Here is a 19,762-nt window from a genome sequence, read left to right as displayed (position 1 = left end):
TATAAATAACATATTATAAGTTAAAAATAACATATTTAGGAGGAAAAAGCAAGTAATGAGAGATAACGCTAACTTAAAAGCAGCTTACACATTACTTTCTTTTGCAGAAGAAATTTTAGAAGCTGAAAAATGGAATACTAAACATTTAAAAGTTTTAAAAGAAGATTTAGAAGATTGTATTCAAAGCAAAAGTATAGCTGTTTACGATAAAATAAGAAAATTAAACAAAAATCAAGATATAGTATTAAAACAAATAAAAAAATATGATGATGAGTATATTATATCTACATTAGTTAATTTTAGTGAAGAATATGAGTTAGATAAAGATGTAGAAAATAGCTATACTTTACTAAATGAATTAGAGGAACTAGAGGTAGTAGAAGAATATATAAATTATTTAAAGGAGAAATTAAATGTTAACAAAAGAATTTATAAGTAAAGTTAAAAAATTAGGATATGAAATAGAATTTGAAAATGATTTTTCACCAATAATTCGTATCAGTAATGGCAGCGGAAGCTTAGGAGTAGTATTTTGTAATATTAATTTAATTAATACTTATAGTTTCACTCCTATTGAATTAAAACAAATAATGAGAGAATACGAAGATACTCCAATAGATGAGAGAGAAGAAAAAAATATTACTTTATTTGAAATACCACTATTTAACTTAAAAACTAGCGACGGCTATCAACAATATCTTACTTACGATGAAGACAAAGATTGTTATTTCGCTAGCAGAGGTCGTTCTACTTTAAAACAATCATTTACTGTAGCTGAATTAGAAAAAATACCAAGCTATTATAGGGTATTAGCAAAGGAGATAATCTATGATAACGACTAAAAAATTTAAAGAAAAAATTAAAGATATGGGATATGACATAATTGAAGACGAAGAAAGTCAAGAATTAAAAATTACAAGAAAAAGTGTTGTATATGGAATAACAGGGGTAACAGAACAATATTCAATTACATTTCGAAATACCCCTATAACATTAAAAAAAATAGTTAGATATTATGAAGATACTAGAATCGAAGATAGAACAGGATATTATGAAATACCGTTACCGGGATTAACATTAGGTGGTCAGCAATATATTACTTTCAACAGAATAACAGAACAATTTAAAGCAATGGATAAATTAAGTTTTCACAGTGAAGATTTAGTGCAGTTATTCACTAAAGATGAGTTAGAAAGCGACTTTTTTAAAGAAGTGTTAGGTGATTATCTAAAATGGGTGGTGGAAGCTTAATGAGTGAAGAATTAGATATTTTAAAAAATAAAGCTAAGTTATATAAAAAATTGCAAAAAGCAAGGCTAAAGTTACAAAATAAAGATTTTAAAAAAAGTGGTTATAACCCATTTCAAAAATTTAATTATTTTGAATTGAGTGACTTTTTACCACATATTAATAAGATATTTGATGAAATAGGGTTAGCAGACCACATAAATATTTATAGAGAAAAATCCCAAGCAGAGCTTATTATTTATGATACTGAAACAGGGCATTCAGAAACGTTTTACAGCCCTATTCAAGAGCAATTAGGCAAACAACAAGATATAGGTGCTATGATAACATACGCAAGACGTTATGCGTATAATATAGCGTTAAATATAAGCGAAAATGACGTGTTAGACGCACAAGATATTAAAGTAAAAAACACGACAAAAATAGATAGAGTAAAAATATTACAAATGCTAAATAGTAATGCCGAAATAAGCCAAATTAAAGGGTGGTTAAATAATAACAATATTAAAGCAAATAGCTTTGATGAATTAACAGATAACCAATTAATGCAAGTATTCAATTTATTTAACCAGAGATAAAGGAGATAAGAAATTATGATAAATAACGTAACTTTAACTGGGAGATTAACTAAAGCCCCGGAATTAAAATACAGTGCTAATAACACAGCTTATGTTAACTTTACATTAGCCGTAAATAGAGCTTTTAAAGCTGAAAAAGATACAGACTTTATAACATGTAAAGTATTTAACAAGCAAGCTGAAAACCTAGCTAAATTTTGCGGTAAAGGCAGCTTAATAGGTGTTGTAGGAAGTATTCAAACTGGAAGTTATCAAAATAACCAAGGTAACACGGTATACACAACAAACGTTATGGTTAACAGTATTCAATTTTTAGAAAGCAAACAACAACGAGAACAACAAGGACAATTTAATCAAGAATATAATCAGTCATTTAATAACAACGGATATAACCAACAGAATAACTTTAACCAAGGATATAACAATCAAAATAATGGATATAACAATAAACAAGCACCTGACGCTTTAGAACACATCAGACAAAATAATAATACTCAAATGGACTTTGGATTTAACCCGATGATGGGAGTTAATAATACTAACACAGTATTTGACGATATACCAAATCCTTTTGCAGAAGATTAAAATATGGAAAGAGATATATTCAAACAAAATGGTAAAGTATTAGTAGTTAACTTAGAACTATTAGAAGTATTAGGGGGAGTAGGGTATCTGAACGAAGCTCTAGTCCTCCAACAGATTGATTATTGGTTAGAAATTAATAAGAAGAATAGCGAGAATTTTATAAACGGTTATTACTATATGTGGAGTTCTTTCGATGAAATGATAGAACGAGATTTTAAAAATTGTTTTACAAAAAGAACATTAATTAGAATTATATCTACCTTAGAGAAAAATAAATATTTAATCACTTTGAGAAAAGGGAATAGAAAATATTATAGAATAAATTACAATAAAATAAATAATAAATATAACAAATATTTTAACATTAGTGGTGAACCTGAAAAGAAACCCGATGAACCTGTGAAGACGTTAATGTTAAGGCACAATGACAAAAAAATACAAAAAAACAATTGCCAAAATGGCAAGGGTTGCCAAAATGGCAAGGGTTGCCAAAATGGCAAGGGTGGATTGCCAAATTGGCAATTTGCGGATTGCCAAAATGGCAACTCCATAGAAGATATTAATAAAGATAATAATATATATATTAAATATAATAACTTTATCAAAGATACTAGTAATACAAGTATAAGCTATAATAAGTCCTTTAGTAATACTAGTAATAACTATAATAACATATCTAGTAATAATATATATAACCATAATAAAATATCAAACAATAAAAAAGAGTATAGTTATAACAAACGTATAAATGATAAAGCTGATAAAGATAATTTAAATACAAACAAAAAACAATACACTTTTTCTAGTAAAAAAATAAATAAAAATAACAAAAATCAAAAAAATAGTTCTAAGTTTGAAACAGAAATATCAAAATTAGACGATTTAAGATACCATTCAGACGTTTCGGAGAAAATTTGGAGTAATTATACCGAAAATGATTTTATCAAAGCGAGAGGGTATCAGAAACGTCAAATTGGTTTTATAAACTCACATGAGCAAGAAAAAGAGTTTATAAAAGATGTTGTAAAAGATGTTATGAATAGCAATAACAAGAGTTTTAGGATAAACGGCAAACGCGTAGAAATTGACGAAATTATAAATCAATTAAAAAAAATAAAAGATGAGCATATAGAATATTGTGCTAATAAAATCTTAAATAACAAAAAAATAAAACATAAAAAGAATTACATAATCACAAGTTTATACAATTCAATCAAATCTAAAGATAATAAAAATTCTGAAAGTTCTTTAGGTTATGATTGGTTAAAAGAATAAAAAGGAGAATAGAATGCGAGAAATTATAAAAATAGAATTAAACGAAAATCAAGAGCCGATAGTAAGCGGTAGAATACTACATGAAGCATTGGAAGTGAATACAGCATATAAAGACTGGTTCCCTAGAATGTGTGAATATGGGTTTGTGGAAGGAATAGATTTCAACCCGCTCAAAATTGAGCAAGTTCAAAAAGAGGGAAATAGAAATGTTAGGAGAACTATTTTAGACCATGCTATCAAATTTGATATGGCTAAAGAAATAGCAATGCTGCAAAGAACGGATAAAGGAAAAGAAGTAAGACAGTATTTTATTAAAGTTGAGAAAGAATTCAACAGCCCTGAAAGGATAATGGCAAGAGCGTTATTAATTGCAGATAAGAAAATTCAAACTTTGGAAACTGCGATAGAAGAACAAAAGCCAAAAGTTATATTTGCTGACGCTGTTAATTCTAGCCATACATCAATTTTAATTGGCGATTTAGCAAAAATATTAAAACAAAACGGAATTAGTATAGGGCAAAAAAGACTATTTGCCTGGTTAAGAGAAAAGGGATATTTAATCAAAAGAAAAGGCAATGATTGGAACATGCCTACTCAAAAAAGCATGGAGTTGAAATTATTTGAGATTAAAGAAAGCACGCATAACAACCCTGACGGCTCTATTAGAATAACTAAAACTCCGAAAGTAACAGGTAAAGGGCAAATATATTTTATTAATAAATTTGTAAGGGTAATTTAAGATGATTTTTAATTTTTTTACAAAAATAAAAAGCGAAGATTTTCCAAGGACTACAGCACAACAAAAGAAATTTTCGACCAAGACAAAAAGATTTTACGAAACATCGAAAACTAAACTAGCTAAAGGGCAACTTATTAAAGCGTTGTGTGGTAAGCAGCCTAATAAGCCGTTTGACACGCCTATAGAGCTTACAGTGATTTGGGTATTCCCTAAGACTAAACAAGCTAAAAATGGTCAAAGAAAAGGAACTAGACCTGATTTAGATAATTTACAAAAAACATTACAGGATACTTTAGCTAAACTAGGTTATTACAAAGATGATAGTTTGATTACTGATTTGATAGTTAAAAAACGTTGGCATGATTGTAGCGGTATTTACATCAAAATTAGAGAAGTTGAAAAGATTGACAATGAATTTAATGAGTTTATCAAGGAGTTTGACTAATGGCAGTTTCAAAGAAAAAACATAAGAAAAAGAAAATAAAAAAATCTAATGTGTTGAATAATGTTAGTGTGAAAGATTTAAAGAAATTTACTCAAATCAAAGTTAAAGAACAAATACACAACGAAATAGAACGGAATAAGATTAAAGTTTTAGAAGCAACTTACGAGGATATATTTATTAATTTGTTAGGAGTTCCATTATTAGCACTTAGAAATAAAGGCTGGGGTGGTAAAAGGTTAGGGGAATTTTATCAAGAGATGATGACAATATTTAAAGATTATCACCAAGAGTGGTTAAGTAGTCAAGATATGGCGGAAGTAATATCAAAAGAAACTGGCTTTGATTTATTGAAAGAAAAGCAAGATTTTATAGAATGGTTAAGAAGTATTGATTTAGGAGGAAATCATGAATAAAGAAAAATTCTCGAATAGACTTAAATATTTAAGATTAAATAAAAATGTTAGCCTTAGAAAACTAAGTAAAGAGGTAAGGATACCTCACACAACGCTTAGTGGATATGAAAAAGGTCGTATTCCTGATAAAGAAAGACTAATAAAATTAGCAAATTACTTTAATGTTAGTATTGATTTTCTATCGGGAGAAAATGATAAGATAAAAATCAATAAAAATCTTGGAGTAATATTTGTATTAGTGTTTATTTTTATAGCAGTAATAACAATACTAGCTTCAGCGTTATAAAGAAAGGATATCGTTATGACACTAGATAAAATAAATAAAATATTAATAATACTAGTAATTATGGCATTTACATTCGTCATTGGAATGTATGTGGGCGGTTACCACACGGGTAAAAATTTACAAAAAGTAGCGAATGAGAACATCATGTTGAATAAAAGAATAGATTGGTTAGTTTATCAAAATAAACAGTTAGATGACGCTAATCAAAATTTAGAAGATAGATTGAAAAATTATCAGAGTAAGGAGATTAAATAAAATAGATTATGAGTAACAAAACAACAGTATTTACAACTTTAGCTGCGAGTAACCACTCAAAAAGGCAACGGGAACAAAATGATTATTACGCAACTGAGCCAAAAGCAATGCACTTATTGCTAGAAAAAGAAAACTTTAGTAATTTGATTTTAGAGCCTGCTTGTGGAGAGGGGCATTTGTCTAAGGTGCTTATGGAGTATGGATATGATGTTATTAGTGAAGATTTAATTGATAGAGGTTATGGTGGTGTTAGAGATTTTTTTGAAAGATCCGCTTGGTTAGGAGATATAATTACAAATCCGCCGTATAAAATAGCATTGGAATTTTTAAAACACGCACTAAATATAATACCCGCAGGTAATAAGGTAGCTATGTTTTTAAAAATTCAATTTTTAGAGGGAAAGTTACGAAAAAAATTTTTCGAAGCGAACCCACCTAAGGTAATATATGTGTCGAGTAGCAGACTAAATTGTGCGAAAAATGGTCGTTTTGATAAATATACGTCAAGTGCGGTATGCTATGCATGGTTTATATTTGAAAAAGGGCACGAAGGAAAAACAACTATTGAATGGATAAATTAAAAGGAGATGAATTATAATGCCAAATTGGTGCGAGGGCAATTTAAAAATTAGAGGTAAAAAGAAAGATTTAATTAGTTTTTTTGAACACGAAATAGTAATTGTAAAATTCGATGAAATTTTAAGTTCGCCTGAACAAATTCCAATTAAATTCGTCAATGATGATATGGAGTGCGTATTTTCGTTTTCGGAAAAAAACTTTTTGAGCGATTTATATTTAAAAAAATCATATCGTTTTTTTATAGAAAATGACGTAATTGAATTTTGGCATGACGGTGAGGAAAGCATTTGTTACGTTACATTAGATATAAAACAAGCATGGGATATTGATGTGCAAAAAATTCTTATCAAACATAGCGAAAAATATAATGTTGACTTTAATATTTTTGCTTGTGACAAAGGAATGGAATTTGAAAGATACGTCACAGTTATAAGCGGCGAGTTGGTAAGAGATGAAGAACGAAAATACGAGGATTTCAGTTTTGAAGCTATTAACCCGAGGCTAGGCGGATAAGAGAGGTACAGCAATGAAATATAGAGCGTGGTTAACTAATAAATTTATGATGGTGAATGTTGATAGTGTGCGTTTTGATACTAACGTTATAAGTTATCATATCGGAATAGCAGCGCCAAAAAGAAGTAAGTGCTACAAATTAATGAAATCAACGGGTGAATATGATGGTAACGGTGATGAAATTTACGAGGGTGATATATTGACTGATGAGGGTAGTTTCAATCATGAAAGTTGGGACTATGGAATAGTTGAATGTGACGATGAAGAAGAATTTTATATTAATTGGAAACTTGAAGACTATTACGAGCCATTAGTGAATAGTGATAATTATGTAATAGCTGGTAATGTTTATAAAGATAGTTATTTGTTGGAGGAATAAAAGAATGATAATAATTAAAGGTAAACCTATAGAAGTTATTGGTATGAAGTGTATAAAATTAGATAAAGAAACATTATGTTCAAATTTATATATGCTGTATGAAAATTCAGAAGTAGAAACTATTGAGGAATTTTTAGAAGAAGTTGAAGGGGAAGATATATTGGCGACACTGGATAAATTTCCTTGGGATAAGGAGGAGTAATAATGTTACCACCTAAAATATATGTTAAAGATAGAAAAAAAGTGTACGATGTTGAATGTTTAAATTTTGATAACAAAACAGTAGGATTTCATGATAAACATGGATTTTTATATTTGTTTAATTTTGAAGAAGTTATATTCATGGAAAATACAGGATTTAAAGATAAGAATGGTAATAACATCTATGAGGGGGATATAGTAAAATGTCATAATAAATATTCGGAAATAAGAAAAAACGTTATGGGTGAGTATTATTTGGGCTATAGAGGATTAGTAGAAGAAGACTTGTGGTTTACAAATACAATTTCAGAAGTAGTAGGTAATATTTTCGAAAATGATTTTAAATTTTAAGTAAGGAGATTAACAATGAAACTAACTAGAGAAGAATTAGAACAATTAAAACAAGATTTGATTAATGATTTAATGAGTAAGGTAGAGGTGGTAGAGGATACATACGAACTGGAGTATCCTGATGAAGATGAAATATTTTACTATGTGAACAATGTAGGACGTATAGACTACGCCTATTATGCCGACGATTGGAAACAAGGATACGAACGTGGTTTACTTTTCAAAACTAAAGAGGAAGCTGAACGTTTTGCTAAAGAACGTCAGTTATTATTCAAAATAAAACAGTGGGCAGAAGAAAAAAACGGAGATTGGAAGCCTGATTGGGATAGTGACGATATATTAAAGTATTTTATTCGTGTAAACAAAAACGATTTGTTCGTAGATTACAATTACTCAAATAATTTTATTTCTAAATTACCTTACTTTAAATCCCAAAAAATAACACAAGAATGTATTGATTTATTTGGTGATGAGATATTGGAGGTTTTAAATTAAAAATGGAAGATATATTAATAATTATAAATTTATTTTTAAATCTGTTTGTTTTTTGGTGTTTAGCAACTAAAGATTAAGAGGTGTGAAATGGACGAATTAATGAAAAAGATAACAGAAAAATTAAGTGTAAGCGTGGATAAGATACCAGAATTATATACAACGTTACGTACGCAATATTTAATATATGAATTATGCGGGATTGTTGGTGTTGTGATTGGAATTGCAGCTACTTTTACATTTATTGTATTTGGGTTATTGCTTATAGACTATATAATTGAAGATGGATACGGATATGATAAAAAGATCTTTAAACTAACAGGGAAAGTATTATGTTCTCTTATTGTAGCTTTTATATTATTAGTATTTTTACAATTTTTCCTTGCTCCTGATGTTACTTTTATCAAAGGTGTGTTAAATTAGTAAAAAAATCCCCCCATCCAAAATTTATAAAACTGAATTTTTGTATAAAATTCAGAAAAAAATATTTTTTATTTCTTTGAAAAGTGAGGAAAAAGTTTTGGTTTACAAATGCAAAAGTAACGAAAGATTTGTTATTTATTTACTTAATAATGAAAGTAGAATACGAAAAAGATTAGATTTATACCTGATGACTGAAAAAGAAAATGCAGGAGATAATTTAAATGTTGTTTCTAGTAAAACAGGACGGGAAACAGAGAATTTTTGGGTAAAAAAAATAACGAATAAAAATTATGAGTTTCGCAAAAGATGTTTACAGTTATTAGAATATGAATATAATAATTGCGATCCTATTATGCAAGATATTTGGTTGTTGCGTTTTAAATATAAATATACATGTGAAAGAATAGGATACGAAATTGGCTATAGCCGAAGTTCTGTTTATGATAAAATAAAAATTTTGAAAGATAGATTATTACCACAAATTATCAAGATAGAACAAGAAGTTTACGAAAAAGATAAAAAATACGATATTTTGTAGCCGAAAATTATTCATATTCTGTTATTATATAAAAAATACACTTAATATAAACAAAACAAAAAGAAGATAATAAAACTATCTTCTTTTTTTATAATTACTTTTCTTTTAATAATTACAAATAAATAATAAAAAAAGATTGTTAAACAACAATCAATATTATTTTTTTAATTTGATTAACGATTATGTATATACCCCCAAATTTAACGTTTTTTTCTCCTAGCAGGAGTGAGGGTGTATTGCATAGGTAGTTTATTTTCCAAATGGGTTTTAATAATAAAATATTTTAATTTATTAAACAATTAATTCCGTAAATTTAAAAAACAACAAACGTTAATTTACTATATAATAGAAGAAATATTTTAAAAAACTATCTTTTCCTTGTCCTTACTATTATTTTAAAATATTTAGAAAAAAATGTAAATATCTTGTTGACGACAGCCGCTTTTTATGTTATAATTTATTTGTAAGTTGAATAGGACTTACACCCGGCAAGGAACGCCGCCAAATATTTGGACGGTGAGGGGGTGGAAAGTATGCAAGATTTTACTTATTTGTTAATGGTAGTAAATATTGTTAATGGTTTGATTAATATTTACAAATTTATAAACGAAAAGAAAAACGCTAAGAAAGGCACTTCTAAGCGTTAAAATCCTGTAATATAATCTATAAAGGGGTGGACGAAGTCCCAACCGTTCGCCCTTTCCTTTTAAATAATTATAACATATTAAATTAAAAAAAGAAAGGAGTTTCTTTATGAGTGAAGAAAAAAAACAAAAAGCTAAAGAAATTAGAAACGCTAAAGATCGTAATAGATATGCGGAAAATGAGGAGAGTAGGCAAAAAACGATATATAGACGTGGGAAAAGTGCAACGTTTAAATTTTTGAAAATTGCTAAAGAAGAACATTTAAGAGAAATAAAAAAAATAGTTGAAAAAAAATTAAAATAACTTATAAAAAAACATTGACAAACGTCAGGCGTTTCGATATAATATAATTGTAAGGTAAGATATATAAATAAAAAAACTGATTGAGTTGCAAAGTTTGGCGACTTCACTCAATCAGTAGAACGAATGAAAAATTAGAGAAAGATTTTTTAACAGAATTAGAAAATAATTACTGCCTTGATAGATTAATATCAGATGTTGAATATTTTTTCGGCTGGGGGCAATTTAGCGAGAGTAACTTATTTTGTAAAAATATTGATAGACAAATGAAAGTAATAAATTTAATGTATAATTTCGGCGGCGGTCAAAATTATTACGATAACGATTTTATAAAATTATTAAATGAACTTCACGAAAATTATAATAACGGCAATCGTGTAAGTGTTGAAATTATTAGAAATAAAAAAGGAGAATAAGAAAAATGAAAAATAAATTAAATAAAATAGTAGATGAGTTATTATTACCAGAAAATGCGTGGGTTAGTTATTGGAACGAAAAAAATCCTAATGATATTACTGATTGTTATTCAGTGGATGAGTTAAAAAAACATATTGATAATATTGAAAATGAGGAAGTTGATGGAATTGTATTCCAAGTTAATCATGAAGATGATGAGGAAGATTATCAATTTACAGTTGATTTTTATGAGAGAGTTATCGGCGGCAATCAATTCATATTAGATTTATTACATGGAATTTAATTTTAAGCTAGAGAAATCTAGCTTTTTTTATTTTATATCTCTGTACTATTTGGTCAAATTGGACGGTATTATTTTATTATAGAGTATTTTATAAAAAAAAGGGGGCGGTTGTATTTTAAAAACTTGTAGTTACTGCCAAAAAATTCATGATAAATCTTTAAATTGCAAGCCTAAGCGTGAGTATTATCGGGATAAAAATAATAAATATAGTAAATCTAAAGATTATTTAAATGTAATTAAATCTAATCGTTGGAAAAAATTAAGCAGATTAATTAAAGATTTAGATAATAATCAGTGCTTAGTTTGTCGCAGTTGTGGGTTGGTTAGTCCTAATTCGTTAGAGGTTCATCACATCGAAAAAGTCAGAGAGAATTTAGAAAATGCATTTGATAAAGATAATTTAATAACGTTATGTATTTTTCATCACAAGCAAGCTGAGAACGGAACAATAACAAGAGATGAGTTGACGCAACTGATTTGGCAATATAGGGAAGACGATATTAACAACGATATAATGACCATTTAACTCTAATACTCAAAGGTAATTTAATATTTTTTAGTAGTAATTATATATTGATTGATTAAATTTATTTAATTTGTTTATTATTACTTTATTGTTTTAAATGTTTGAATGAACTTTTTAAATGTTTATTTAATTTATTTTGATTAGCAAATTGATAACTTGATTATTGTAGTTGAAATTATAAATTAAATTAGTTATTAAAAATTAAATAATATTATTTAGTTGATTGATATATTTTAAATTAGTTAATGAATGGAATTAGCACAGTGCTAACGTTCATTAGCTTTTTTTATTTGTTATTTTGAGTTGTTGAGTTTTTTCCCTTTTTAAAACTACCATGCCCCCCGTAGAAATGAAATAATATTTAGGATATTTTGACGACCAACCTGGTCCCCCTTATTCTCAATTTTTTTCGGACATTAATCATTATTGGAAAAAGGGAAGCGAAAAATGGACTAATTCAGAGAAATTAAAGTTAAAAATAGAAAGGAGAATGTTCGTGGCAAAAAAAACGCAAAAAAAGCAGCTTTTTAAATTATCAAAAAAATTTAAAGACAATAAAAAAATGGTTTTCGAAGCAGCACAAAGTTTGAGTGTTGGAGATAGAATGTTATTCGAAGAGTTGTTTGATGTTTTTGAAACACATGTAGGTGTTTGTCGGCAATTAAAAGCAGAAATGGATAGTGACGGAGTAATAATTGAAAAAGAATATGTAAAAGGAAGACCTACTATTGTAGCTCACCCTGCTATAACTAATTATAATGCTTCTAGTAAGGCATTAACTGCTACTGTTGCTCAATTATCTAAGTTGTTCGATAAATTAGGAGAACAAAAAAACGACATAGATTTAAAAAGTATATTAAAAAGGGAAGTGGTTTAGCTGTTATTTGAAAATGCTAAAAGGTACGCTAACAACGTCATTAAAGGAAAAGAAATAACCACGCCAGAAGTAAAATGGGAATGTGAGCGTTTCTTAAAAAACTTAAAAGAACAGAAAAAGAAAAAATTTCCATACTTTTTTGATGAAGAAAGTATAAAGATGATAGATGAATTATTAAAAATAATGAATATGGCTACAGGTATTAACGTAGTAGGTAAAAGTATTTATGATAGTTTGCATGATTTTCAATGTTTCTTTTTAGCAAATGTGTTTGGTTGGAGATTTAAAAATGATGTTAAGATGTTCAAACATCGTGAAATTATCCTTTTTATACCTAGAAAAAATGCTAAAACTTTTATTTGTGCTTTATGTTTAATTATTTTAATGTTAACCGAAGCTGACTATTCGGAGTTTTACTCAATATGTATAGACAGAGATTTAGCAGGGGAAGTTAAAAAAGCAATTACTCAAATAATAACAGCTAGCCCAGTATTAGCCGGATATTTTAAACTTACTAATACACTTATTGGCAAAATAACATGTTTAATTAATAAGAATACGTATCAAGCGCGTACTTCTCAAGCTAATAGCAATAATGCTATACGTCCATCTGCATTTATAGCTGACGAAATAGGGGCTTTCAAAGATAAGAGTAATATAAAAGCTATGGAATCTGGACAGCTGAACGTAGACAATCCTTTAATATTTAAAATAACTACAGCTTATGCCGAAGATAGAAGTATTATGTTAGAAGAATTGGAACATCTAAAAAAAATATATAGCGGAACAGAAGAAAACGAAAGGTTATTTTCTTTATTATATTACGCTGATAAAGATAACTTGTGGACTGAAAAGGGAATACAAATGGCTAATCCTTTGAGGATTGAAAAAAACTACGAAAGTATTCGTTATATGCGTGATAAAGCACTAGCTATCGAAAGTGAACGTGTTGAATATTTAACAAAACATATGAATCATTTCTTACCTACATTTAGTGGCGAAGAATACATTAGCGTAGATAAGGTAAAAGAGTGTGTAGTACTTATGGTAGACTTTAGCGGTCGTGATGTTTATGTAGGACTAGACCTTGCACTTAGTACGGATAACGTAGCGGTGTCTATCGCTAGCCTTGATGATGACGGAGAAACGATATTATTAGATAGTTGGGCGTTTATTCCAAGAGCAAAGGTAGAAGATAAAAGTAGGAAAGAAAAAACTAACTATAGGCGACATATTGATAGAGGTAATTGCTTTGCTTGTGGTGATGAAGTTATAGATTATGGTTTTGTTGAAAAATTTATTATTGGGTTAGAAGATGAATTAAATTGCAATGTTATGGCGGTAGGTTATGACTTATGGAATGCTCCGTCTACTGTGCAAAAGTTAGAGGAAGAAGGTTTGCTTACTGTACAGGTAAGACAACATAGTAGCGTTTTACATCCTACCGTTAAGTTGGTAGAGGAGAAAATTTTGAATAAGGAAATACAATTTGAAGATAATCCATTATTTGTACAAAATTTCCAAAATGCAAGAGTTATTTATGATAATAACTTGAATAAATGGGTTAACAAGAAAAGAAGCACTGGTAAAATTGATATGTTAGCAGCTGCTTTTAGTGCTGTTCATTTGTTAATGCAAAATGAAATATTAGGCAATACATTTGTAAGTGCTGTTTTATAGTCCTAAATATGACTTGAAACTGTTTAATAAACAAGAAAGGGGGAACGAAATGGGGATTTTTAGTAGATTTAGAAAAAGGGAAAACGAAGAAGATACACAAAAAGCTACTTTGTTCGAAGAAATTTTCGGTTATGCTAGTGACAATGTTAGTATAGATGACGCTTTGCAAATACCTATAGTAAATGCTTGTGTTTCTCGTGTAAGTGATGTTATAGCTTCTACAGATTTGAAATTGTATAAAAAGACTAACAAAGGTAGAGAAGAAGTAGAAAACGATAATAGAGTTAAAATTCTTAACACTAAAGTAGATAATGGTTTGACTAATAGTTTTGAACTAAAAAAACTAATTGTTAGAGATTATTTCCTAAAAGGTCACTGTTATTTTTACATAAAAAGAAACGGCAACAAAGTTAGTGATATTTCTTATTTAGAAAATGTTGCTATCAGTAGTAATTCAGACCCTTTTAATAAATTATTCACAATACATGCGTATGATAAAACTCTTAGACCACATGATACTTTAAGAATAACCAGAAATACTAAAGACGGTATGCGGGGAAAATCTATTATTGATGAAACAGGGTTACATTTTTTACTTATCGTAAAAACAATGGAACGGCTTCTGACGGATGCGAAACGTGGTTTTTTACCTAAAGGTATGTTCAAGATGGAGAAGAATATTAAAAATTTAGACGCTGTAAGAGAAGACGTTATAAAAATGTTAAGTGATAAAAATAGCGGTTATATATTTTTAAATAGTGCTATTAATTATGAACCTTTAGAAAAGAAAAAAGACGTTGAAAACGAAGCTAAAGCCAATGCTTCTGAACTTAATAAGATTGCAGCAATGTTTGGAGTGCCTGTAAGTATTATAAATGGTGGTGCAAATGAAGAGGATAAATTCAATTTTATAAACTTTACTATTTTGCCACTGTTAGCAACTATTGAAGCAAGTCTGAATAGAGATTTATTGTTAGAAAAAGAACAAGGCGTGTACTATTTTGCTTTTGATACAAAAGAGTTGCTTAAAGGAAACTTGAAAGAACGTTTTGAAGCTTATCAGATTGCTATTAAAAATAATATTATGAGTATGGACGAAGTCAGAGATTTGGAAAATATGCCAAGGTTAAATTTTGGTTTCTATAAATTCAACATTGCAGACGCTATGTATTACCGTGATGATGTAAAAGATATTAATATGCTATTAAACGTTAATACAAACACTGCTATTGATATTAATAAAGTATTAGCTGCTACTAACGATACAGGTATTATGAATTTCAATCCTAAATACAATGATGATATAGAACCAAAAAATAAGGACGACACATCTATTTTAGATGATAATAAAGATAATTTAGATGATGAGAAAGGATAAAAACAATGGAATTGATAATTTTCACAAATAATGGTAATACATATATTTTTACAGGTGTAGAAAATTTAAAACAAACTACAAAAGGATTTAGTTTTGAATACACAGGACAAACGACTGGCGTTAAGCGTTTAGCGGAATTTAATTACACTTCGGTTGCCGGTTTTGCAATAACTAAATAACTAAATAACTAAATAACTATATGGCTTGGAAAGGGGGGAACTAGTATGAAGATAAGAGTTACGGATAATAAAGCTATAATAAGTGGTTATGTGAATGTTGCAGAACGTATTTCTAAACGTTTAAGAGAAGACAATGCTGAATTTTATGAAAAAATAAAAGAGGGGGCATTCGGCGACGCTGTAAGAAGAAATAATAATATTAAAATATTGTTTAATCATGATTACAAGCGAGAATTAGGAAATACCACTGATAATTTAACTATTTTTGAAGATAGTATAGGACTATATGCAGAAGCAGAGATAACTGATGATGAAGTAGTTTCAAAAGCAAGAAACAACCAACTTAGTGGTTGGAGTTTTGGCTTTGTGCCATTAAAAGAGAATGTAAATGAAAGTTATAGTGATATTCCGCTAAGAACTGTCGAAAGTCTAAATTTATATGAAGTATCTATCTTAGATAATGAGCATATACCAGCTTATAACTCTATGAGTTTGAATGTAAGAGATATTGCAAACGAGCCTTTAGAGATTAGGAGTTACGAAAGAATAAATATAGAGGTGAAAGAAGAAAAACCACCAAAAGAAGAGTTACAAAGAGATTTTGATAACTCTATTTTTATTGCCAAAATAGATGAATTTTTAAATGAAAGGAAAAAATAAAATATGACTTTAAAAGAATTAATTGAATTAAGAAATGAAAAAATCGAAAAAATAAAAGAATTTAAAACTATTGCAGAAACAAGAAGTATTACAGAGGGCGAAAATACAGAATTTGAAGAACTAAAAAAAGAAATTGCTGAATTAGACTCACGTATTGAAATTTTAGAAGTTGAAGAACGTGAGATTGTAAATACAGAAGTAGATAAATTAGATGTATCACAAGAACTAAGAGAGTTCTTAAAAAACCCTACATTAGATTTACGAGCTTTTGGAGCAGGAGTCGGAAACAACTTCAAAGCAGCAGAAGCAGGGGCTATTATCCCACAAACATTGTCAGATAGAATTATAGAGAAAATCTTGCAAGAAAGTAATATTTTGCCACTATTGACAAGATACGATATCACGGGTGAATTATTAATTCCAAAATTCGACGCTTCTACAATTACTATTAATTTCTACGATGAATTCGCAGATACTGTAGAAAGTAACGCTAAATTCACAAACGTTAAATTATCTACTTTCCGTATTTCAGGACTATTAAGAATTTCTAAAAAATTAATCAATAACGTTAATTTTGACATCGAAAGTTTCTTAATTAATAAAATCGCTGAACAATTTAGATTATTCTTAGAAAAATCAGTAGTAGTAGGTTCAGCTGGGAAATTTGACTCTTTATTTACAGCAGAAGTTGGAAATACTATTACTTTAGCTAAAAAAGACGAATATTCTATCAATGATTTAATTGATTTGCAAGCCAAATTACCTACTGTACATCAATCAACAGCTGTATTTGTAATGAATAAAGAAATGTTAACTATTTTGAGAAAATTACAAGATAAAGAGGGTAGATACTATGTATTACCAGATGTAACACGCGGGTTTGGTTTCCAAATTTTAGATACCGCTATTCAAGTTACAGATTTTGCACCAGCGGGTCAAGTATTATACGCTAACGTTTCAGAATACGGTTTAGCTGTAAGTGAAGAAATGAATATTCAAGTGTTAAATGAATTATACGCTACACAACATGCGGTAGGTATTAATATTCACGGACAATTTGGCGGTAAAATTACCGACGAACAAGCGTTTGCTTTACTTAAAAACAAAGAATAGGAGTTGATATAATTGACTGAAATTTCTGTAAAAGATGTAAAAGAATATATTAGGGTACTTGATGATTCAGAAGACAGTCAATTAAAACTACTATTAGACAGTGCTGTAGAATATATGATTAGTCATACTGGGCTGGAAGAAACAGTTATAAGAAATAAAAGTGATATAAAAACAGCACTTCTTATACTAGTAAGTGACTTTTACTGGAATAGAGATTATCAAACAGGAAATAAATATAATAACAAATTAGTCGACAATATTATTGAGAATAATAGAATTAATTTTGTGAAATAGGGGGTACTTATGGTTATAACTACAGGAATGTTTAACAAAAAAGTATCTTTCATCCGTTATGGAGTAAAAATAAATAGTTATGGTGGGCGTGGTGATAGAACGGAAGAAGAATTGTTCACTTGCTACGCTTACCTTAGTAATTTAAGAAATAGTGAATTTTGGGAGAGTAGACACAGTAATGATAAGAGTAAACTGCGTATAAGAATAAGATTTACACCAAAAGCATTATCTCTTAATACTAAAGACTGTTTTGTAAAAATAGACGATAAAATTTGGAATATTTTATCAATAGAAAGTGTTCTGAATAGAAACAGAGAATTTCTAATGTATTTGGAGTATAAAGATGAGTAATATTATTTCTATCGGTATATCTGACTTTGGTTTACAAGAATATTTAGAAACCTACCCTTTAAAAGTGCATATAATAGCTGATAAAGCCGCTTATAAAGCGGCAAAAGAGGGTAGAGCCTTACTATTAGTTACTTCACCAGTTAAAAGCGGTAGGTATGCTAGAGGTTGGAGTGTTAGAAATAACACAACAGTAGCTAGCGGAATAGAATATGTTGTTCATAACAAAAATAGTCCATATTCAGTGCATTTATTAGAAGATGGACACGAGATGTTTATCAGAGGAGTATATACTGGTAAACGTGTAGCGGGAATACCGCACTTTGAAAAAGCTAAAGAAAAGGCAGGAGATTTATTTGAACAATATTTTGACGACGGTTTACGATGCCTTGACTGATTTAGGTATTCCTGTTGCTTATTTTAACTTTGATAAAACAGAAGAAATTCAAGCACCATTTATTATATTCAGGAATACAAAAAAAATAGTGAGTGCTGATAGCGATATATATTGTTATAAGCACGAGTTTAACATTGAGTTATATTACCATGGCGGTGATGATGAACTAGCAGAAAACTTTAGAGAAACGTTGTATGGTATTAAAAAAGTAGTCAACTACGAGCAAACTCCTTTAGAGGGGGTAGTTTTATTACGTGCAACGTTTGATTTATTAGAAGAAAAAGGAGAAACAAATGAGCAATAAATATTTATTTAATTTAAAAAATGTGCATTACGCAACTGTAACTGTAGGTCAAGACGGAACATTAACTTTTGGAACCGTAACAAAATTAATGGGTACAACTGAACTTACAATGGAATTGGAACAATCATCAGAAAAACACTTTTCAGAGGGGTTAGTGTTTTTTGTTACAACGTCATCAGCAGGATATAAAGGGGAACTTAGTATTTATAACGTTGATGATAAATTTGAAAAAGATGTATTAGGTATGAAAGAAGATACTAAAAAAGTACAATACGAAGACATGTATACACAACCAACTGAAATTGCTTTACTTTTTGAGGTTGACGGTAACGAAAAAGCAGAAAGACATTGTTTGTTACGTGTTAAATTGTCAAAACCTAAATATGAATATAAAACAACTACTGAAAAAATTGACGTTCCTATACTGAAATTTTCTTACGAGGGGTTAACAAACGAAAAAGGTATTGGTAGACTTAAAACATCTAAAGATACCGAAGAAGAAGTTTATACTAAATGGTTTGAAAAAGTTTATACACTTAATCATTTATAATAAAAAAGGGGAACAAAATTAATGGAATTGAAAATCGGAAAAAACACATACGAAACAAAAATATTGACCGCAGATTTTCCAATACGTTTTTTTAAAGAAACTGGAGTAGATATTTTCGGCATCGAAGATGATAACAAGACTTTCATAGAATTATACGAAATATATCTAAATCTAGCGTACGCTTTAACAGGCTCAGAAAAAACACTTGAAGAATTCAGTAGAGAATTTACACCATACGATTTGGTACAATCTATTGAGAATATATTCGCTTGTTATATGGAAACCACTTCTCCAAATGTAGCGAGTGAAACTGAAAAAAAGTAAGTGTAAGAAAGATGACTACCCCGCTTTATTTACTTAGATGTAAACAGGCGGGGTTTACATATGCAGATATGAAAGAAATACCTATGTGTATAGTAACTGGTACTTTTGTAGAGCAAGGAAACGATAGTTACGATTATCCATTAAAAGCAACGCAAGATATTATTGATAAATTGTAAGAAAGGGGGAC

General features: G+C 28.9%; 36 protein-coding genes. All 36 read left to right on the top strand.

Features of this window, described 5'->3' with window-relative positions; genetic code table 11:
* The first annotated feature begins 55 nt into the window (after positions 1–55).
* The 36 genes from BQ7358_RS08080 (at position 56) to BQ7358_RS08815 (ending at position 19,751) form a co-directional block, all read left to right on the top strand.
* The gene (locus BQ7358_RS08080) at positions 56–439 is read left to right on the top strand and encodes a hypothetical protein (RefSeq protein ID WP_072520473.1); all 384 of its coding nucleotides are present in this window, start codon (positions 56–58) and stop codon (positions 437–439) included.
* Positions 414–842, top strand: coding sequence for a hypothetical protein (locus BQ7358_RS08075; protein ID WP_072520472.1), 429 nt, complete (start codon positions 414–416; stop codon positions 840–842). The genes BQ7358_RS08080 and BQ7358_RS08075 overlap by 26 nt, the downstream gene beginning before the upstream one ends.
* Positions 829–1,251, top strand: a complete 423-nt coding sequence (locus BQ7358_RS08070; protein ID WP_072520471.1) for a hypothetical protein — start codon at positions 829–831, stop codon at positions 1,249–1,251. Before BQ7358_RS08075 ends, BQ7358_RS08070 begins: the two co-directional genes overlap by 14 nt.
* Positions 1,251–1,826 (top strand): ERF family protein, encoded by a 576-nt coding sequence (locus BQ7358_RS08065; RefSeq protein ID WP_159428395.1) that lies wholly within the window; start codon positions 1,251–1,253, stop codon positions 1,824–1,826. The genes BQ7358_RS08070 and BQ7358_RS08065 overlap by 1 nt, the downstream gene beginning before the upstream one ends.
* A gap of 15 nt (positions 1,827–1,841) precedes the next feature.
* A complete protein-coding gene (locus BQ7358_RS08060) occupies positions 1,842–2,411 on the top strand; it encodes a single-stranded DNA-binding protein (protein WP_072520469.1) in 570 nt (189 codons plus the stop codon).
* Between the two features lie 3 nt (positions 2,412–2,414).
* Positions 2,415–3,686: a hypothetical protein gene (locus BQ7358_RS08055; protein ID WP_072520468.1), complete on the top strand. Its 1,272-nt coding sequence runs from the start codon at positions 2,415–2,417 to the stop codon at positions 3,684–3,686.
* Between the two features lie 13 nt (positions 3,687–3,699).
* Positions 3,700–4,425, top strand: coding sequence for a phage antirepressor KilAC domain-containing protein (locus BQ7358_RS08050; protein ID WP_072520467.1), 726 nt, complete (start codon positions 3,700–3,702; stop codon positions 4,423–4,425).
* 1 nt (position 4,426) lies between these two features.
* Complete coding sequence (locus tag BQ7358_RS08045) at positions 4,427–4,870, top strand: RusA family crossover junction endodeoxyribonuclease (protein WP_072520466.1); 444 nt, start codon at positions 4,427–4,429, stop codon at positions 4,868–4,870.
* Positions 4,870–5,283 (top strand): hypothetical protein, encoded by a 414-nt coding sequence (locus BQ7358_RS08040; RefSeq protein WP_072520465.1) that lies wholly within the window; start codon positions 4,870–4,872, stop codon positions 5,281–5,283. Before BQ7358_RS08045 ends, BQ7358_RS08040 begins: the two co-directional genes overlap by 1 nt.
* Complete coding sequence (locus tag BQ7358_RS08035) at positions 5,276–5,569, top strand: helix-turn-helix domain-containing protein (RefSeq protein ID WP_062173813.1); 294 nt, start codon at positions 5,276–5,278, stop codon at positions 5,567–5,569. The genes BQ7358_RS08040 and BQ7358_RS08035 overlap by 8 nt, the downstream gene beginning before the upstream one ends.
* A gap of 15 nt (positions 5,570–5,584) precedes the next feature.
* On the top strand, positions 5,585–5,824 hold the full coding sequence (locus BQ7358_RS08030) for a hypothetical protein (protein WP_072520464.1): 240 nt from the start codon (positions 5,585–5,587) through the stop codon (positions 5,822–5,824).
* Between the two features lie 8 nt (positions 5,825–5,832).
* The gene (locus BQ7358_RS08025) at positions 5,833–6,405 is read left to right on the top strand and encodes a hypothetical protein (RefSeq protein ID WP_062173811.1); all 573 of its coding nucleotides are present in this window, start codon (positions 5,833–5,835) and stop codon (positions 6,403–6,405) included.
* Positions 6,406–6,421: 16 nt separating this feature from the next.
* Positions 6,422–6,916, top strand: coding sequence for a hypothetical protein (locus tag BQ7358_RS08020; protein ID WP_072520463.1), 495 nt, complete (start codon positions 6,422–6,424; stop codon positions 6,914–6,916).
* Positions 6,917–6,929: 13 nt separating this feature from the next.
* Entirely contained in the window at positions 6,930–7,295 is a 366-nt protein-coding gene (locus tag BQ7358_RS08015) for a YopX family protein (protein WP_072520462.1), read from the top strand.
* A 4-nt stretch (positions 7,296–7,299) separates the two neighbouring features.
* Positions 7,300–7,497, top strand: a complete 198-nt coding sequence (locus BQ7358_RS08010) for a hypothetical protein (protein WP_072520461.1) — start codon at positions 7,300–7,302, stop codon at positions 7,495–7,497.
* 2 nt (positions 7,498–7,499) lie between these two features.
* A complete protein-coding gene (locus BQ7358_RS08005; RefSeq protein WP_021753597.1) occupies positions 7,500–7,847 on the top strand; it encodes a YopX family protein in 348 nt (115 codons plus the stop codon).
* A 15-nt stretch (positions 7,848–7,862) separates the two neighbouring features.
* On the top strand, positions 7,863–8,342 hold the full coding sequence (locus BQ7358_RS08000; protein WP_072520460.1) for a hypothetical protein: 480 nt from the start codon (positions 7,863–7,865) through the stop codon (positions 8,340–8,342).
* A gap of 87 nt (positions 8,343–8,429) precedes the next feature.
* On the top strand, positions 8,430–8,762 hold the full coding sequence (locus tag BQ7358_RS07995; RefSeq protein WP_072520459.1) for a hypothetical protein: 333 nt from the start codon (positions 8,430–8,432) through the stop codon (positions 8,760–8,762).
* A gap of 97 nt (positions 8,763–8,859) precedes the next feature.
* Complete coding sequence (locus BQ7358_RS07990) at positions 8,860–9,300, top strand: hypothetical protein (protein ID WP_072520458.1); 441 nt, start codon at positions 8,860–8,862, stop codon at positions 9,298–9,300.
* Positions 9,301–10,053: 753 nt separating this feature from the next.
* On the top strand, positions 10,054–10,248 hold the full coding sequence (locus BQ7358_RS07985) for a hypothetical protein (RefSeq protein ID WP_072520457.1): 195 nt from the start codon (positions 10,054–10,056) through the stop codon (positions 10,246–10,248).
* A gap of 80 nt (positions 10,249–10,328) precedes the next feature.
* Positions 10,329–10,661 carry an LPD11 domain-containing protein gene (locus tag BQ7358_RS07980; protein ID WP_072520456.1) on the top strand — a complete coding sequence of 111 codons (333 nt, stop codon included), beginning with the start codon at positions 10,329–10,331 and terminating at the stop codon, positions 10,659–10,661.
* Between the two features lie 5 nt (positions 10,662–10,666).
* Positions 10,667–10,945: a hypothetical protein gene (locus BQ7358_RS07975; RefSeq protein WP_072520455.1), complete on the top strand. Its 279-nt coding sequence runs from the start codon at positions 10,667–10,669 to the stop codon at positions 10,943–10,945.
* Between the two features lie 112 nt (positions 10,946–11,057).
* Entirely contained in the window at positions 11,058–11,471 is a 414-nt protein-coding gene (locus BQ7358_RS09300) for an HNH endonuclease (protein WP_122983165.1), read from the top strand.
* A 496-nt stretch (positions 11,472–11,967) separates the two neighbouring features.
* Positions 11,968–12,348 (top strand): hypothetical protein, encoded by a 381-nt coding sequence (locus tag BQ7358_RS07970; RefSeq protein WP_072520454.1) that lies wholly within the window; start codon positions 11,968–11,970, stop codon positions 12,346–12,348.
* Between the two features lie 159 nt (positions 12,349–12,507).
* The gene (locus BQ7358_RS07965; RefSeq protein WP_200773563.1) at positions 12,508–14,028 is read left to right on the top strand and encodes a terminase large subunit; all 1,521 of its coding nucleotides are present in this window, start codon (positions 12,508–12,510) and stop codon (positions 14,026–14,028) included.
* A gap of 49 nt (positions 14,029–14,077) precedes the next feature.
* A complete protein-coding gene (locus BQ7358_RS07960; protein WP_072520452.1) occupies positions 14,078–15,406 on the top strand; it encodes a phage portal protein in 1,329 nt (442 codons plus the stop codon).
* A 5-nt stretch (positions 15,407–15,411) separates the two neighbouring features.
* Positions 15,412–15,585, top strand: coding sequence for a hypothetical protein (locus tag BQ7358_RS08820; protein ID WP_200773562.1), 174 nt, complete (start codon positions 15,412–15,414; stop codon positions 15,583–15,585).
* Positions 15,586–15,630: 45 nt separating this feature from the next.
* Positions 15,631–16,245 carry an HK97 family phage prohead protease gene (locus BQ7358_RS07955; protein WP_072520451.1) on the top strand — a complete coding sequence of 205 codons (615 nt, stop codon included), beginning with the start codon at positions 15,631–15,633 and terminating at the stop codon, positions 16,243–16,245.
* Between the two features lie 3 nt (positions 16,246–16,248).
* Positions 16,249–17,358: a phage major capsid protein gene (locus tag BQ7358_RS07950; RefSeq protein ID WP_072520450.1), complete on the top strand. Its 1,110-nt coding sequence runs from the start codon at positions 16,249–16,251 to the stop codon at positions 17,356–17,358.
* 12 nt (positions 17,359–17,370) lie between these two features.
* Positions 17,371–17,652 carry a head-tail connector protein gene (locus BQ7358_RS07945; protein ID WP_072520449.1) on the top strand — a complete coding sequence of 94 codons (282 nt, stop codon included), beginning with the start codon at positions 17,371–17,373 and terminating at the stop codon, positions 17,650–17,652.
* Positions 17,653–17,661: 9 nt separating this feature from the next.
* Positions 17,662–18,003: a phage head closure protein gene (locus BQ7358_RS07940; protein WP_072520448.1), complete on the top strand. Its 342-nt coding sequence runs from the start codon at positions 17,662–17,664 to the stop codon at positions 18,001–18,003.
* The gene (locus tag BQ7358_RS07935; protein WP_072520447.1) at positions 17,996–18,397 is read left to right on the top strand and encodes an HK97 gp10 family phage protein; all 402 of its coding nucleotides are present in this window, start codon (positions 17,996–17,998) and stop codon (positions 18,395–18,397) included. The genes BQ7358_RS07940 and BQ7358_RS07935 overlap by 8 nt, the downstream gene beginning before the upstream one ends.
* Entirely contained in the window at positions 18,357–18,701 is a 345-nt protein-coding gene (locus BQ7358_RS07930) for a hypothetical protein (protein ID WP_072520446.1), read from the top strand. The genes BQ7358_RS07935 and BQ7358_RS07930 overlap by 41 nt, the downstream gene beginning before the upstream one ends.
* Positions 18,691–19,251: a major tail protein gene (locus BQ7358_RS07925; RefSeq protein WP_072520445.1), complete on the top strand. Its 561-nt coding sequence runs from the start codon at positions 18,691–18,693 to the stop codon at positions 19,249–19,251. Before BQ7358_RS07930 ends, BQ7358_RS07925 begins: the two co-directional genes overlap by 11 nt.
* A 21-nt stretch (positions 19,252–19,272) precedes the next feature.
* A complete protein-coding gene (locus BQ7358_RS07920; protein ID WP_072520444.1) occupies positions 19,273–19,575 on the top strand; it encodes a hypothetical protein in 303 nt (100 codons plus the stop codon).
* 11 nt (positions 19,576–19,586) lie between these two features.
* A complete protein-coding gene (locus tag BQ7358_RS08815) occupies positions 19,587–19,751 on the top strand; it encodes a hypothetical protein (protein WP_174222375.1) in 165 nt (54 codons plus the stop codon).
* The last annotated feature ends 11 nt before the right edge of the window (positions 19,752–19,762 follow it).

It is taken from the genome of Gemella massiliensis, assembly GCF_900120125.1.
Classification (GTDB): Bacteria; Bacillota; Bacilli; order Staphylococcales; family Gemellaceae; genus Gemella; species Gemella massiliensis.
Note: the sequence above shows the minus strand (reverse complement) of the source record. Positions and strands in the feature narration are given on the sequence as shown.